The sequence below is a fragment of the Sneathiella sp. genome (assembly GCF_047631475.1).
Classification (GTDB): Bacteria; Pseudomonadota; Alphaproteobacteria; order Sneathiellales; family Sneathiellaceae; genus Sneathiella.
The window spans coordinates 13,988-29,043 of sequence record NZ_JBLHZT010000046.1; the positions used below are offsets into that span (position 1 = coordinate 13,988).

At 48.4% G+C, this 15,056-nt stretch carries 13 protein-coding genes; 5 read left to right on the forward strand and 8 right to left on the reverse strand.

Annotation, left to right across the window (positions count from 1 at the left end; translation table 11 throughout):
• From ACJAYR_RS15345 to ACJAYR_RS15355, 3 genes are read left to right on the forward strand one after another with little or no spacing between them, the layout of a single operon-like run.
• On the forward strand, nucleotides 1-681 hold the full coding sequence (locus ACJAYR_RS15345) for a hypothetical protein (RefSeq protein WP_415237414.1): 681 nt from the start codon (nucleotides 1-3) through the stop codon (nucleotides 679-681).
• On the forward strand, nucleotides 678-1,415 hold the full coding sequence (locus ACJAYR_RS15350; protein WP_415237415.1) for a flagellar motor protein MotB: 738 nt from the start codon (nucleotides 678-680) through the stop codon (nucleotides 1,413-1,415). Before ACJAYR_RS15345 ends, ACJAYR_RS15350 begins: the two co-directional genes overlap by 4 nt.
• Nucleotides 1,415-4,846 (forward strand): hypothetical protein, encoded by a 3,432-nt coding sequence (locus ACJAYR_RS15355; RefSeq protein ID WP_415237416.1) that lies wholly within the window; start codon nucleotides 1,415-1,417, stop codon nucleotides 4,844-4,846. The genes ACJAYR_RS15350 and ACJAYR_RS15355 overlap by 1 nt, the downstream gene beginning before the upstream one ends.
• Before the next feature lie 44 nt (nucleotides 4,847-4,890).
• Here ACJAYR_RS15355 and ACJAYR_RS15360 read toward each other — a convergent pair whose 3' ends face one another.
• A complete protein-coding gene (locus ACJAYR_RS15360) occupies nucleotides 4,891-5,754 on the reverse strand; it encodes a helix-turn-helix domain-containing protein (RefSeq protein ID WP_415237417.1) in 864 nt (287 codons plus the stop codon).
• A 144-nt stretch (nucleotides 5,755-5,898) separates the two neighbouring features.
• On the opposite strand from ACJAYR_RS15360, the gene ACJAYR_RS15365 reads away from it, so the two are divergent.
• A complete protein-coding gene (locus ACJAYR_RS15365) occupies nucleotides 5,899-6,120 on the forward strand; it encodes a DUF2061 domain-containing protein (RefSeq protein ID WP_415237418.1) in 222 nt (73 codons plus the stop codon).
• Nucleotides 6,121-6,123: 3 nt separating this feature from the next.
• Here ACJAYR_RS15365 and ACJAYR_RS15370 read toward each other — a convergent pair whose 3' ends face one another.
• A complete protein-coding gene (locus ACJAYR_RS15370; protein WP_415237419.1) occupies nucleotides 6,124-6,753 on the reverse strand; it encodes a cation transporter in 630 nt (209 codons plus the stop codon).
• A 269-nt stretch (nucleotides 6,754-7,022) separates the two neighbouring features.
• Here ACJAYR_RS15370 and ACJAYR_RS15375 point away from each other — a divergent pair, with 269 nt between their 5' ends.
• Complete coding sequence (locus tag ACJAYR_RS15375; RefSeq protein WP_415237420.1) at nucleotides 7,023-8,150, forward strand: aminotransferase class V-fold PLP-dependent enzyme; 1,128 nt, start codon at nucleotides 7,023-7,025, stop codon at nucleotides 8,148-8,150.
• A 16-nt stretch (nucleotides 8,151-8,166) separates the two neighbouring features.
• Here the strand turns inward: ACJAYR_RS15375 and ACJAYR_RS15380 are convergent, their stop codons facing one another.
• The 6 genes from ACJAYR_RS15380 to ACJAYR_RS15405 form a co-directional block, all read right to left on the reverse strand.
• Entirely contained in the window at nucleotides 8,167-8,958 is a 792-nt protein-coding gene (locus tag ACJAYR_RS15380) for a DUF6065 family protein (protein ID WP_415237421.1), read from the reverse strand.
• Between the two features lie 20 nt (nucleotides 8,959-8,978).
• Nucleotides 8,979-9,152: a hypothetical protein gene (locus tag ACJAYR_RS15385; RefSeq protein WP_415237422.1), complete on the reverse strand. Its 174-nt coding sequence runs from the start codon at nucleotides 9,150-9,152 to the stop codon at nucleotides 8,979-8,981.
• 673 nt (nucleotides 9,153-9,825) lie between these two features.
• The gene (locus ACJAYR_RS15390; protein WP_415237423.1) at nucleotides 9,826-10,818 is read right to left on the reverse strand and encodes a threonine ammonia-lyase; all 993 of its coding nucleotides are present in this window, start codon (nucleotides 10,816-10,818) and stop codon (nucleotides 9,826-9,828) included.
• A 319-nt stretch (nucleotides 10,819-11,137) separates the two neighbouring features.
• Nucleotides 11,138-12,001 carry an alpha/beta fold hydrolase gene (locus tag ACJAYR_RS15395; protein ID WP_415237424.1) on the reverse strand — a complete coding sequence of 288 codons (864 nt, stop codon included), beginning with the start codon at nucleotides 11,999-12,001 and terminating at the stop codon, nucleotides 11,138-11,140.
• A 19-nt stretch (nucleotides 12,002-12,020) separates the two neighbouring features.
• Entirely contained in the window at nucleotides 12,021-12,704 is a 684-nt protein-coding gene (locus tag ACJAYR_RS15400) for a haloacid dehalogenase type II (RefSeq protein ID WP_415237425.1), read from the reverse strand.
• Nucleotides 12,705-12,788: 84 nt separating this feature from the next.
• Nucleotides 12,789-15,011 (reverse strand): transglycosylase SLT domain-containing protein, encoded by a 2,223-nt coding sequence (locus ACJAYR_RS15405; RefSeq protein WP_415237426.1) that lies wholly within the window; start codon nucleotides 15,009-15,011, stop codon nucleotides 12,789-12,791.
• Between the last annotated feature and the right edge of the window lie 45 nt (nucleotides 15,012-15,056).

A 15,056-nucleotide genomic window follows, 5' to 3' on the forward strand; every position in this document is an offset into this window, starting at 1 on the left:
ATGACAGTCGACATTTACGCCCCTGAAAAAAACGCGAAATACGGCGCAAACACACCGATCATCTATGTATCGCTGTATTTTCTGTTGTTGGCGTTTTTTATCTATCTGCATTCGATTTCAGAGCCAAAAGAAGAAAAGGTTCAGCAGGTTATCGGCAGTATTGATTTTGCCTTCAAGGGCATCAAGCAAAAGCAGGCGACTTCGGAGCCTAAGGAGCTGACAGGGGACGAGTTGGGTCTGGCTGTTTTTCATGCCCAACTGAAAAAAGTTTATGAAACTGCAATTCCGCTGATCGAAAGCAAGATTAATCAGGCGGGCGACGAATTGCAGTTTGTCGTTCCGATTAGTCAGCTTTTCTCAAATCAGAGTGCAACCCTGAGAAACACCCGTGATGCGCTGTTTTCAGACGCGGCGATGGTACTGATCAAACGCAGTCATGCGGCCCCGACCGATATGGAAATACTGATTGATGCAGGAGAGTTTCTTCCAACCAGTGCAGAACTGAAAGACAATATCAACGCCATGCGACTGAGCAACCTTGTAGAAAGTTTTCTGGAAGGGGGCGTTCCTGCCCGAAATATTTTTATCGGTATGAAATCCGGTCAGACGAACAATGTGTATTTCCGGTTTTACCTGCGTTCATCAACGAAAAGACAGTTTCGCGATGAGGACGGGGGATGAGTATGCCATTTCAGGAAAGCATCGCAAAAAAGCAGGTGCGTAAAAATACGATGTGGCTTACCTCACTGGCAGACCTGCTGGCGCTTTTGCTTGCGTTTTTTGTTCTGTTATTTTCGATGAATGAAGTGAAATCTGACAGCTGGCAGGATATTCTCAACACCTTGGGATATCGTCTGAATACACAAACAGAAGCCACAGATGACGGTCTTACAGCGGAAAAAAATGTAGAGTTATTCACCGAACAAAAAGCCTTTGATCTGGATTATCTGGAAAATATCATTTCGGAAAAGATCAGAAGCAGTACTGAGCTGAACAATGTCGAAGTGTTCAAAAGTGAAGACCGGTTGGTCCTGTCCTTTATCGGAAATACCTATTTTCCCTCCGGTGTAAACGAGGTTTCCCCTAAACTTGAAGATGGTGTTCGGATTCTTGGCGAAAGTTTCCGATATGTAAAAAACCGGGTTGAAGTATATGGGCATACCGACCCAACGCAGGCCCTTAATCCGCAAACATTGCTGGACAATAACTGGGGCCTTTCCCTTGCACGGGCGCTTGCCGTTGCAGATAATCTGACGAAAGCGGGGTATAGCTTTCCAGTGCGCGCCTATGGAATGGCTGACTCAAAATATCATGAACTTTCTGACATTCAGGATAAAGAGACGCGGTTGTCCTATGCGCGGCGGGTTGATATCGTGATCCGAGAAGCTCAGGGTCGCAGGGGTGGCAATAAGTAATGTCCAGGATAATTCCGAAATTTTTGATCTATGTGACGGCGGCTCTCTGGTTTGCCAGTGGCGGAGGCGTTGCGTATTCTGCTGACAAAGTAGATATCAGGGCGGGTGAACATCCGACCTATGGTCGACTGGTTCTGGACTGGAAGAAGCCACAGAAGTTCACAGCAGAAATTCAGGACGGATTTCTCGTGATCCGCTTCCCCGAAGAGTTTGACGCTGATTTATCCATTGCACCGAGGGTCTTGGATGACTATCTCGGCGCCGGCTCCTTTTTGTCTGATAAAAAAGGCATTCGGTTTCCTCTGAAGGGAGATTTCTCTTTAAAAACAGCGCAATATGGGACGGCCATCGCCTTTGATCTGACGAAGAAAAACAATGCGGCAGCGGGGGCGTCTGCATCAGCGCCTAAAATTCGGGTCAGAAGTGGGGATCATGCAACCTTTAGTCGGTTAGTCGTTGACTGGCCAGGCCGGACGGACTTTTCGCTAGAGCAAAAGGGCGCAGAAGTGGTTATCAAATTTGATAACGTGGGTGCGTTGCAATTGGCATCTGTTAAAAGGAACCTGCCTAAATTTCTGACAAGCATTGAAACGAAAGCCGCCGAGGGAGGCACCGAATTCAGGGTAATTGCCAAACCCGGTGTAAATGCCAATGCCTTTAGAAGCGGTAACAGTATTGCAATTGATTTCAAGGCCAATGGAACAACAAAAGTTGCTTCTGAGGAGCCGCCTGCGAATAGCGCGCCAGCCCAAATAGCGCCAGCAGCATCGCCTCCGAAAAATCCGGAAACGGCTACCACTGCACCAGCGGTAGAACCGACGCCTGCATCGGTAGAGCCGGTTACGCGGACATCGTCTCAACCGGACGCATCAACTGAAGCAATTGCAGCCAACGACCAATCTGAGGCGCCTACTGCGAATGGCACGGTTTTAGAGAACGCTGCACCGGCATCGCCAAAACCACGATCTCTTATTCCGACAGAGGTTCAAAGCTCTGTTGAAGTCAAACAGATCAATGAAGCGCCGGCTGAAAAACTGATTGTTAAAATTGGTAAATTAAAAGACGGTATTCGCCTTATTTTCCCGTGGAAACAGAGTACGGCAATGGCTTTGTTCGAGCGATCCGGTAAATACTGGTTGGCGTTCGACAAAAAAGCCCAGCTTGATTTTAGGAATATCAAAGGACCGGTTAAGTTCCTGGTCGTTAAGAAAAATCAAATACCGCATGACACAGCGACCGTCGCCAGCCTTTCCTTGCGCGAGGGGTATGCGCCGTCTGTGATGCGGGTTGAAAATGAATGGCGTGTGGATTTCCGTTTGGGAGAAGCGCCGGTTATCCAGAATACGATCGATATTCAGCCTCAGCCTGCCGCACAGGATGGCGCACGGGTCTTTATTCCCGCTGTTAATAACGGTCGGCGGGTTGCTTTCATTGACCCTAATGCCGGCGACGAACTCTATGCGGTTCCATTATACGCGCCCAGCTGGGGGTTAGGGGCTACTCGGACCTTTGCCCAGTTTACAATTTTACCGTCCGTTCAGGGTATTGGGATGGTGGCACGGGATAGTGCCGTAAAGGTTGCGGTTGAACGAAATGGGGTGTCAGTAACGGCGGATGGGGGGTTGCAATTAACGCGGACCATCTCCAAAGATGATCTGTTTGCCAGTGGTGATCAGACAGACCGGTTCTCAGGAAAACGGGATAAAGCGCTACTGGTCAAACTGGATGAATGGGCTCAGGTCCCGCCAAAAGATTTCTGGGAACGCAAACAGCTCTTGCAGCGCCGGGTTGCCAAATTGCCGCCTTCTCGGCGGAATGCTGCCAGATTGGAACTGGCCAAGTTCTTTGTAGCTCATGAATATTTCGCGGATGCCTTCGGCGTTCTGGAGCGGATCCGAAATGATGATCCGCGGGCAGACGATGATGGTATTTACCGGCTGATCCGCGGCTTGTCTTATCTTGGTATGAACCATTTGGAAGAAGCGGAAAAAGACCTGTTTCATCCCGTATTCTCTGGTGTGGCAGAAGTTGCGCCGTGGCGGGCCATGGTTGCTGCGGGCAATGAAGACTGGAAAACGGCGTCTCGTGAAATTAAAGCGGGCCGTGACGCGTTTGGGGTTTACTCAAACGATCTTCAAAACCAATTCCGTTTGCTGGATGCCGAAGCGGCGCTTGAAGATTTCGATATTGAAGTCGCCAATAAAGCGCTTGAAGGGATTAGAACGTCAGTGAGCGAAGGCGCCGATCCCTATGTAGCGTCCAAACGCGAGTTTCTCGAAGGGGTTGTCGCTCTTAGATCCGGTGATATGAACCGGGCTATCGATAAGTTTGATCAGGCGATTGCATTGGACAAACGCCCTATTGTTGCCCGTGCGAAATTTGCAAAAATTAATGCTCAGCTTGCGCAAAAGGATATTACACCGGAAGAAGCCATTGATGAATACCGGAAAATGGAGTTTGCCTGGCGCGGCGATGATCTGGAAATTGATGTTAAGCGTCGGATCGGTGATTTGCAGATCGCAACCGGTCAGATGAGCGAAGGGCTTAAAACTTATCGGGAACTGGTAAAAGTCTTTCCAAAGAACCCAAAATCCCGGGACATTGCGCGGGAGATGTCAGATATTTTCAATCAGCTGTTTTTAGAAGGCGGTGCGGAAAAACTGCCTCCTGTGAAAGCGTTGGCTCTATATTACGAGTATCGGGAACTTACACCTCTTGGCAAGAAGGGTGACCAGATGATCCGTAATCTTGCAGACCGCCTCATCCGGGTGGATCTGTTAGATCAAGCGGCCCAGCTGCTGGACCATCAGGTTGTCTTCCGTCTGAAAGGGGAGCTGAAATCCTATACAGGGACAAAACTGGCGGTGGTTCATCTTTGGAACGACAAGCCACAGGAAAGCCTGAATACTCTTCAGAAGACCCGTTGGAGAGCGCTGCCTGAAAGCGTTAAACAGGAACGTCTGCATATTCGTGCAAGAGCCCATTCTGACCTTGGAAACTATGAAGAAGCGCTTGAGCTTCTAACAGATGATAAAAGTGAGAAGGCAGATCTGTTACGGGCTGATATTTACTGGAAATCCAAGAACTGGGGAAAAGTTACGCAATCTTTGCAAAAACTGCTGATCGCAAATGGCGCTCCGAAAGCCAAGAAACTTGAACCTATTGACCGTCAACGCCTGATGCAGCTGGCTGTTGCCATGAGCCTTGATAATAATGATGCTGGCATTCGATCCCTTCGTCGTGTCTATCGGAAGAAAATGGTGGATACACCGGATTTGGATGCCTTTGATCTGATCACCGAAGATCCCGATGGATCTGAAACTGAATTTCGGAAAAAGGCTACGGCGATTGCCAAGATCACCCAACTGGAATCCTTTATGGCAGGGTATCGGGAGCAACTTAAAAAAGGCGAATTCTGGGCGACCAATTAAGCCCGTTCCCGTTTGGTAAACTTATGAGGCTGCAAAGCGCCTGATCACACTCTGTTTTTTTTGGTTTCGATCGCCAGATTTTCAAGCCACTGGGCAGTGTTATCACTGGTTACACACGCCCCACGAACCAGTTCGTCAAAATGGCGGATCAAGGCGAAGACCCGCTCTCCTTTTGGGAAAACAAAATAGCGTTGTCCAAGGTAAAGGGCGGCCCTCATATGCCCGAAAACCAGAATAGGCGACGAATAGAAGGAGCGCCCGTCATAGAGGTGCAATCGAACGCCGGGATATAATTCTTTGCAATATTCGGAAAGTTTTTCGATCTGTTCCAAACGGTCTTTTATATCCAGTCCGCGCCAAACCCCGTTTCCTTCTGCAAAGTCTTGCAGCGTCTGTTGTGACAGAGCAATTTCCAGTTCACTTTCTGGCCTGCGAAAAAACGACAATTGTTCATCGGTGATGATTTGCGCCTGATCTGCGGTTTTTGACGGGTGAATATCGAATTCATAATTGATGACCGCCGATGTTTTCATGGGGGTCGGCAGAGAAGAGGGGATATAGCGGATTTTATGACCCAATGCTTCCATATGCCAGCGGATGATATTCTTATCAAGCGGGTGCCATCTTTGAGACGGTGTTAGTTCTACTGCCTGTTCTAAAACCTGTGACGAAGGCCGGGGGTCATCAGCAAGGCCCAAAAGCCAATCACTGCTAATGTTCAGTGCCTGACATAACAGGGCGAGTGAATGGCCGTTAGGGAGGGTTGTGCTGTCTTCTTTCAGCATTTGAGAGATTGCAGACCTGTCCAGACCAGCCTTGTCGGCAAGGGCGGATTTTGACAGGCCGGATTGTAGGATTGCATCCCCAAGTCGCTTCCGGAAGAGAATTGCTGTCTGCCGTTTATCCATTATGTCTACCGAATAGTGTGTATTTTTTTCAATTGTAGTGAAATTAATCAACAAATGGAAATTTAATTCATCATCCTCTCGTGGTTTGTCCTATCCTATTGATATACAATCAGGTTTCGTTGCTTTTATAGAGGGGTAAATTGAATGGAAACATCAAAAAGAACGTTGGTTAAGGCCTTTACCTGGCAGATTTCGGGCCTTTTCGTCATGATTTTGATTACCTGGCTTTTTACTGGATCCGTCAATACCTCGATCGGTGTCGCCATACTGTCCTGCATGTCCGGTATAGTATTTTATGTCCTGCACGAGAAAGTATGGCAACGGGTAGCGTGGGGCCTCAAAAAGCCCTTTCGCATTGAAGGATGAGAATTACGCCGCAGCAGAATTTTCAGCGTGGTTCCACTCTTTTATTGATTGGCGCATAATCTGATAAGCTGAACTTAGGAACAAGGCGGCCATAATACCGGCAACGATCAAATCAGGCCACGCAGTGGCCGTCCCCCAAACACCAACAGCGGCGATCATAACAGCCACATTTCCAATCGCATCATTGCGTGAACACAGCCAGACAGAGCGGACATTCGCATCGCCATCCTTGTATTTGACCAGTAACATAACGCTCAGCATATTGGCGCAGAGGGCTGCAAAACCAATAATGCCCATAACCTCGGCTTTTGGAACGCCAATTACGAACACCTGATAGAGTGTTGATGAGAACACCCAAACCCCCATTAGAAACAGGCTAAACCCTTTTAGCATTGCTGTTGCCGTGCGTGTTTTTAGGGATGCCCCAATAACCGCAAGAGAGATACCATAGGTGACAGCATCACCGAAAAAATCCAAAGCATCGGCCTGAAGTGCCTGAGATTTAGCCATTTGACCGGCTATCATCTCAACAATGAACATGCCCGCATTGATGATTATGACGGCCCAAAGGCGTCGCTTATAATCAGCAGACACACCTTCAAAATTACTATCATGGCCGCAACACCCACTCATAAAAGTCTCCAATTCGGATCAACAGTTTCTCTACTCTGCTTAATCTAAGGGCTCTAGTCACTATAGGTTCAAGATGTTTTTTTTGTTTTTTTTGTACAGCTGGGGAATACCGGGCATTTTGGTCTGAAACTCTGGTTATTTGTTTGTGGATCCTTTGCGACACGCTGCTTTAGCCCTAATCCAAACCCCGCCTTCGCAGCACTTCTCGCTTGTATCAGAGCACAGGCTGTGTCATGTCACTGGTAATAATCAGTATAAAGGAGAACAAAATGACTGGCTTGTTACCCGATGTCGATCCGGATGGATTGTTAGAATATTCTGTTGTGTTTACAGATCGCTCTTTGAACCATATGTCGGGATCCTTTCAAACAGTCATGAACGATATTTCGGCGACGCTGAAGCAAGTGTATAATGCACAGCATATCGCGATTGTGCCCGGCGGAGGCACTTTTTCCATGGAGGCAGTGGCCCGGCAATTTGCGGGCGGGGAAACTGTTCTTGTGCTTCGGAACGGATGGTTCAGTTATCGGTGGACCCAGATTTTCGAGGCCGCTGGCATTCCTGAAAAAGAACTTGTTTTAAAGGCACGTCAGGTAAACTCCGACCCACAAGCGGCTTTTGCGCCCGCACTCATCGAAGAAGTTGTATCGCTGATCAAGGCGGAAAAACCAGCGGTCGTTTTTGCTCCTCATGTCGAAACATCGTCTGGTATCATCTTGCCCGACGCTTACCTGAAAGCGGTTGCAGACGCAGTTCATAGCGTCGGCGGCTTGTTTGTTCTGGACTGTATTGCCTCTGGTGCGATCTGGGTGGATATGCAGGAAACAGGGGTTGATGTGCTTATCAGCGCCCCGCAGAAGGGATGGAGCGCGTCGCCGTGCAGTGGTCTGGTGATGCTTAATGATCAGGCGAAAACCGTGGCGGAGCAAAGAACAAGCAGTTCTTTTGCTTGCGACCTGAAAAAATGGCTTCAGATTATGCAAGCCTATGAAACAGGGGGGCATGCCTATCACGCGACCATGCCGACCGATGCGCTCAAAAAATTCAGAGATGTGATGAAAGAAACCGAGGCTTATGGATTTGACAAAATCCGTGAGGAACAATGGGCTCTGGGGCGCGCGGTTCGTGAATTAATGGGCAAGAAACAATTCCGCAGCGTTGCCGCTGATGGATTTGAAGCGCCGGGCGTGGCTGTGTTCTATACATCCGATCCGGAGATCCAGAATGGCAAGAAATTTGCGGCGCAAGGGATGCAGATTGCGGCGGGTGTGCCGTTGCAGTGTGATGAGCCTGAAGGGTTCTCGACCTTCCGGTTGGGCCTGTTTGGTCTGGATAAATTACACAATGTTAAACGGTCTGTCGATAATCTGGACAAAGTGTTGACGCAAATCCTGTAATGAATAAAGGCGCGGATCACCTGTTTTTTCGCGCCTTTCGAACTTCCGTCGCATAGTGTCCTCTTTTTCGGTCAAACGCGTCGCCTGGATCGATGACAGTTTGCTGAAAAGATCTCCAGTCGGCGTCTTCAATATCGCTCAGGCTGGATACCAGCTCAAAGTTTTTCAACGCTCGCTCGTCATAGGTTTGTCGCATTAAAGGCTGTACTTGAAACAAAGGCATTTCCCGTTTGATCAGGATCGGCACATCTGTCGTCGTTAGGCGCAGGTTTGTAAATAATGGGCCAAACCAGCGATCTGTTTCAATAATACCTTCGAAATGTTCATAATTCTGGCTACCCGGAAGGTTGGCTGGCGCGCGCACTAAAAGTGACCAATCGGGCGCCGTCTGGGCGATCAGGCCGCTCCAGATTTTAAGAACTCCTGGTTCTGGCGCAGCAGAAAGAAATGGCGGGCAATAGCCGCGGACTTCTTCCGGGCAATGCTGGTTAAATTGATGTTCAAAATCAGGATACTGCGCTGCGTTCAGTAAATACCAATCATCGGTATCGCCATACTGCCAGTAAATATCAGACCCATCCCATAAGACGTGAAAATCCATCGGTGCAAAAACATACCAGCCAAACGCAGAGGCGGATGTCATCGGTTCGCAAAACCGAAAGGCTCTTGTCGGGATCAAGCCGCCAGCAGATCGGTCCGCCCTTTGAGGGCTAGGACAGTCCGGGATCAGCCGGAAGAACTTTATAATTTGATCCGGTGCCGTCAAAGGCGCCGGATCAATATGATTTTCAGCCTGTTTAAGAGGCATAGAAACTATCCCTATAGGCTTTAGATCTTAAAAGCAGGGCTCATATTTCCCAGGCGTGTTTTACCACTATCACGGGTTGCTTTAGGGGACGTCGAAACCTTAAAGGCAGGGCTCATGTTACCAAGGCGTACTTTTCCAGTATCGTTGGTTGCAGAGGATTTCGGGGCAATTTTTTTAATCATTTCGGTTTTCATAATTACTCTCCTTTAGTTCGGTGAAAGGATCATAAAAGTGTCGTTTCGCTGTTGTAAATAGAAGGTGATACATACTGATTTTTCGGCGTAAAGTGGGGTAAAATCGGTATCAACAGAAAACGAAATAATGGAATTTGGGTGACGAAGGTTCGAGCAATATAATTAATTTAAAATATTAAAATCAAAGAGTTATGGGCATTTATTAATGTGATATATCGATTGTTTGGACGGTGCGTAGAATTGAATTTTGTTAATTCTACCATTTTGGATGAGGCTGAAAAATGCGACTTTATGGTGTTAAATCAGTTCTGTGTTCTTTATTTTAGAGCTCTCATAATACTGGTTTATGGCAGGATAAATTTCACCTTTTTGGCATATTCGGCCAGGATTATATACGGCGGAATGCGTGCGTAAAAATATCAACAATTTTCATAAAATTATCGGTAATGATGCGTTTGATGCATCATTGTAACATACCGTGTAAGTTGTAATTCTTTAAGAAGGATGAGGAAGATGAGGCAGGAAAGCAAAAAACTGAAGCGAACACCGTTACTTACAAATCTGAGTTAAGTAGTATGCCTTCTTAATAGGATAACAGTGAAAAAAACTGATTGAACCGAATCCCATCGATCCGGTTTAATCAGGTATTACTCGGCCGATATGTTTGCCGGTGTCATCGTTCGTTATTTAGAATGCTGGCGAAAAGTAAAGGATCGACATTGCCACCAGATGCCACAGCCACGGCCGTTTTACCTTTAAGATCCAGCTTTCCGCTTAAATAAGCCGCTAAGGCAACAACACCACCGGGTTCAATAACCAATTTCAGATAATTAAAGGCAACGCGCATAGCTTCGGTTACTTCCGCCTCGGTCAATACAAGACCACCGGTGACGTTCTTCTGAAGAATTGGAAAGGTAATGTCCCCTGGAGTGGGGGTCAGGATGGCATCACAAAGACTGCGGTGGTCACCAATGTTGCTTAGTTGTGTGCCTGCGGCTAATGACCGGGTCGTATCGTCAAAAAACTCTGGTTCGCAGGCAAATAACTGTGTTTTGGGGCTCAGATGCTTGATGGCAAGAGAGACGCCAGCCATCATACCGCCGCCGCCGCATGGTGCGCAAACATAGTCAGGGGTCAGGTTATGACTTGCCAGCTGCTGTATGATTTCCAAGCCAACGGTCCCTTGTCCGGAAATTACATCTACATTGTCATAGGGGCGGATAAGGGTGAGGTTATTGTCGGCAGCGATTTTTTCCCCGATGGCTTCTCTGGATTCAGTATATCGGTCATATGTGATGACCTCCGCGCCATAGCCTTGTGTATTTTCCACTTTGATGACGGGCGTATCTTTGGGCATCAGGATCGTTGCTTTTGTTCCTAAAAGGCGGGCAGCCAAGGCTATCCCTTGAGCGTGATTACCGCTTGAAAACGCAAAAACACCATTGGCCAGTTGGTATTCGTTTAAGGATGAAATCGCGTTATAGGCACCTCTGAACTTGAACGAGCCTGTATGCTGCAATGTTTCGCATTTAACAAATAGTCGACCACCCAGTTTTTCGTTCAGGGCAAGTGACTCGATCAGAGGTGTTTTTACGGCAATCGGCGCAAGCCTCTCTTTGGCTTGCTGAATAGAATGATAAGACGGTGCTGGGCTAATCTGTGTCACGAGACGGATCCATTTGTTAAGAGGTCACGAAGGGAAGTCAGAGGCGAGGCCCTGAATACGCCAACAGTGTTTCCATATTTGGATTGATGTCCAGCCTCTTTTTTTGTTTCGCTGTGTCAAACTGGAGAGAGCAGGAGGATTAAGCGTCGAAAATTGCTGAGGAGGCGGTTTCGATCTATTAATTATCAATCCGGATGGAGAGGGGACACTTTTCCAGCATCTCGCCTATTAACAGCGGAGCATTAGACAACGGCACCGGGGCATCATCGGAAATTCCTGCGGGGAGAGAGGGCGAATGCCGGGCCACCGCCCATGGGGGTCAGTTGGTATCCATGAAGGCATCAATGACAGGGATGGCCTCTGGTTCATCCAATAAAGGGACATGTCCTCTATTTTGTAGCTCAAGCGTTTGCAGGTCTGGTTTTACCGCCTTCATTTTTGCAAAAACCTCAGCGCTTAAAACGTCCGACAGCGCCCCCCGAATTGCGAGGGTTGGAATAGGCTTCAGGGCTTCAAAGAAAGGCCACAGATCAACGGCCTGATCCTCATTTAGCTGCTCCTTCAACGCGACTCCGATTGCAATATCGTAATTAGAACGATAGTTGCCCTGATCATCGTCCCACGTAAAAGCGGGAACGGTTATGGCTTTCCATTGTGCATCGGTGAGGTCGGGGTAAGCTGAGATATATTGTGATTTCTGGGCCTGTACGGCGTCTTCAATACTGGGATACCGGACATCATTCCCTACATACCCGGCAATGCGATCTCCGCCAGAGGATGCTACTTGCGGTCCAATATCATTGAGCAAGACGGCCTTGAAATACTGCGGCGCCAAGGCCGCGAGTGCCATGCTTAGAATGCCCCCCAGCGAAGTGCCAACAAACACAGCATTTTGAATGCTTTCATGATCGAGAAACGTAAAAATATCCCCTAGATAGGTTTGTGGGTTATAGTTGTGATGATCCGGGTCATAGTCAGATTTTCCGCGACCTCGATAATCCAATGCATAGACTTTCCGATCTTTGCTATATCGTTCTGCAAAGTCATTAAAATCACCGCTGTTGCGGGTCAGGCCCGACAGACAGAGAACGGGGCTTTTTTGCCCACTATCATCCGTCCCATAGACCCGGTAATACAAAGTCAGGCCATCGTTGGATTTATATGTTTTTTCTGCATAAGACATCGAGTTTGCTCAGTTCAATTCACGAAATTCCCAAGATAGGGAGCATCTGTGACAGGTTTGTAATCTGGCAGTCCGGGGTGGATGGAATTTGTTCATCTGCCTGTCCAAACCGGTTGCACCATATAGTTTGAAAGCCAAAATCCTTGGCAGAATAGGCATCCCAACCGTTTGATGATTGAAAGGACATCTGTCCTGCGGCCAATCCTAGTTGGTCGACCGTTAATTGATAAACAGAAGGATGAGGTTTGAAAATACCAACATCTTCGACCGAGTAAATGCCATCCAGCACGCTGTTCAGGCCCGCGTTATCCACAGCGGATTGTAACATTTCGGGCGAGCCATTGGATAGTATAGCGGTCTTTAATCCGGCATCCTTCAGTCTTTCCAGGGTCTGCCTCACTTCGGGATAGGCGTCCAGCTCCAGATAGAGGTTCATCAAGCGCTCTTTCTGGGCATCGTCCTTGATATTCAAGGATGCAAGAGCAAAGTCGAGCGCGTCTTCTGTTATTTTCCAGAAGCTGACATAGTTATTTTGCAGGCTGCGAAGCCAGGTATATTGAAGCTGTTTCGTGCGCCAGATCTCGGAGAGTTTTTGCCAATTTTCTCCTAAATTTTCCTGCTCTTTACGAGCCGCAGCGTTCACATCAAACAAGGTGCCATAGGCGTCAAATACACAGGCATGCACATCGTTCAGTCTAGTCATAATACCGTTCTCTTTTTGTAGTGATTGCGCCCACTTGATATATGTTTCGCCCAATTCTGGTTTTGCAAGATGGATATTAGGTTTTTAGAATGTGGGGCTCCCCCGAGTTAGGTCTTCATCGATTTGCACCATTCTGTATCCGGTGTTGCCTAAAAGCTGCCGGTAAACCTGCAGGTTCTCCAAAACACGTTGGACATAATTGCGGGTTTCACTGAACGGGATCAGCTCAATCCAGTCGATAACGTCAATGTCTCCGGTACGGGGATCGCCCCATTCGCTGATCCATTGGCGAACTCTGGAAGAGCCAGCGTTATAGGAGGCAATCGCCAGAATGTAGGAACCGTCATAGTTGTCGATCAGGCGTCCCAGATATGTACTGCCCAACAACGTGTTATAAGCAGGGTCAGACGTTAATCGCGACTTGGTATACGGAACTTTAAGCCTCCGAGAGACCGCCCGTGCCGTGGCTGGCATTAGTTGCATAAGTCCGCGCGCGCCGGCATGAGAGATGGCATCTTCAGCAAACGCACTTTCCTGACGGGTAATCGCCAGGATCAGGGGCACTTCAATCGGCGGATTGTCAGGCAATGTCGTTGTTGTCGGCCAGGCAATGTCCGTGAGTTCAGTTCCAAGCTGGGATGCGCGTTTTGCAACCGTGACCGCATAGTCTTGCCGTCCGATTTCTTCTGCCAGCTTTGCCAGATATACATACTCTTCGGTTTGTTTTGCTTGCTCAGTCAGGCGCAATAGAAACGGACGCGCCTTTCTGGCATGACCCAGTTCCGCAAGATGCTTGGCCACCATAACCAGTTCATTGTTTTCAAGCCTGGTGATGGTCTCCCGACCCGGGTTCCGCGTTTTACGGATGGCAGGCATATCCGTATAACCCAGTTCATTCAGAGCGACCTGACCATAGAAGGTAGAGGAATATTTTATGGCTTCGCTGTACCAGTAACGCGCTGATTTTTCATCCTTCAAGATGGCGTTTGTTCTGCCAAGCCAATAGGCCCCGCGCGCCCGGCTGATGGGAAAACTGACATTGTTATAAAGCCGTTTAAAATGTTTTTGGGCAATTTTGTAATCGTGCAAAAACCGCAAGGAAATCCATCCAGACATCCATTCTGCTTCCGCATATTTTCCGCCACTCTTTAAGCCATGTTTGCTGACGAGGTGATACGCATCACTTATATGCCCCATACGTAACAGTTTGCGGGCCTGAATATGGCGCTCTGTCCACCATTTCTCAGGGCGCGGCGCATCGTCACCAAACTGGAGAAGGATTTCCTGCGCCTCATCATGTTTGCCTTTTCGGCGGCGCCATTTTGCTCTCTCGAACTGAAGGCCGGGATCGTTCATCAAATTCTTTGGGATCTGCGCGAGGGCACCGTCGACATTTTTTGCCATACGCATCAAGCGGATACGGGCCACGGCCAGCTTTTTTGTATTTTTGCTGACGAGGCTGAGCATGCGAATGGCGTCAACCGGCTTCCTGTCCCATAACAACCGATCAAGCCTCGCTTCGTGAAGGTCCGTTGAAAGGATGCTTTTGTGATCTTTCAAGAACTGTTTTTCGTGCTTTTCGCTAAACGAGCCTTCAATCCACGCTGTTTTGATCCACTCAATACCTTTTTCAGTTTGTCCGTCGGCGATCAGGGCTTCACCATAGCGCAGCATGCCCATCCCCGTTGTCGGGGTTCTGTCTGCAAACCAGGAAATCGTGCGTTCCACAGGAACTGGAATAACCAGAGCCTGTTCCGCGCGTCGCATTAAGGTTTCCCGGTAGGGCCAATGAGGGTTGTCGACAACGAAGGAAGTAATGTCATCAAAGCTGGCCCCCCCTTTGTATGCTCGCACATAACTCCAGCGGATATATTTGGCCGGTAGTTGATAGGTTGCTTTTTCAGCTTCGGATATGGCTTGTTGCCAATGACGTTTTGAAAGACTGTTAAAGGCGCGGGTATAATGCTTAAGGTCGTCCTTTGAAAGGAGGCCTGTTGTATATTCTGACGGCAGGGCGATCAGCGCGCCGGGTTTTGTTCTGGGAAGCGGTGTTCCCGAGGGTTTGGCAGACGCCGCTGGAATACGAACACTTGCCTGCTGAAAGTCAAGTTTGCGCGGGGTAGGGATCGCACTCACCTTTTGTCGCGGCACAGGCACATGACGGCTTTGACGGTCAATACCGTCATCATCGATTGCCTGCAGCGGGGCTGATTGTTGGGCGGCAACAACAGCCGAAGACAGTGAAAAGGCCACCAGAAAGGAACTGCCCAGCACAGCGCTAGTGAAGTTTTTTACGAAGGGTGGCACGACACTCTCTCTCCTTTAATGGTAGTCAAAAATGAGTTTACCCAA

What these genes read in the sequence shown, in the direction of transcription:
- ACJAYR_RS15345 (WP_415237414.1), top strand. Translation starts at nt 1, where the DNA reads ATGACAGTCGACATTTACGCCCCTGAAAAAAACGCGAAATACGGCGCA.
- ACJAYR_RS15350 (WP_415237415.1), top strand. Translation starts at nt 678, where the DNA reads ATGAGTATGCCATTTCAGGAAAGCATCGCAAAAAAGCAGGTGCGTAAA.
- ACJAYR_RS15355 (WP_415237416.1), top strand. Translation starts at nt 1,415, where the DNA reads ATGTCCAGGATAATTCCGAAATTTTTGATCTATGTGACGGCGGCTCTC.
- ACJAYR_RS15360 (WP_415237417.1), bottom strand. Translation starts at nt 5,754, where the DNA reads ATGGATAAACGGCAGACAGCAATTCTCTTCCGGAAGCGACTTGGGGAT.
- ACJAYR_RS15365 (WP_415237418.1), top strand. Translation starts at nt 5,899, where the DNA reads ATGGAAACATCAAAAAGAACGTTGGTTAAGGCCTTTACCTGGCAGATT.
- ACJAYR_RS15370 (WP_415237419.1), bottom strand. Translation starts at nt 6,753, where the DNA reads ATGAGTGGGTGTTGCGGCCATGATAGTAATTTTGAAGGTGTGTCTGCT.
- ACJAYR_RS15375 (WP_415237420.1), top strand. Translation starts at nt 7,023, where the DNA reads ATGACTGGCTTGTTACCCGATGTCGATCCGGATGGATTGTTAGAATAT.
- ACJAYR_RS15380 (WP_415237421.1), bottom strand. Translation starts at nt 8,958, where the DNA reads ATGCCTCTTAAACAGGCTGAAAATCATATTGATCCGGCGCCTTTGACG.
- ACJAYR_RS15385 (WP_415237422.1), bottom strand. Translation starts at nt 9,152, where the DNA reads ATGAAAACCGAAATGATTAAAAAAATTGCCCCGAAATCCTCTGCAACC.
- ACJAYR_RS15395 (WP_415237424.1), bottom strand. Translation starts at nt 12,001, where the DNA reads ATGTCTTATGCAGAAAAAACATATAAATCCAACGATGGCCTGACTTTG.
- ACJAYR_RS15400 (WP_415237425.1), bottom strand. Translation starts at nt 12,704, where the DNA reads ATGACTAGACTGAACGATGTGCATGCCTGTGTATTTGACGCCTATGGC.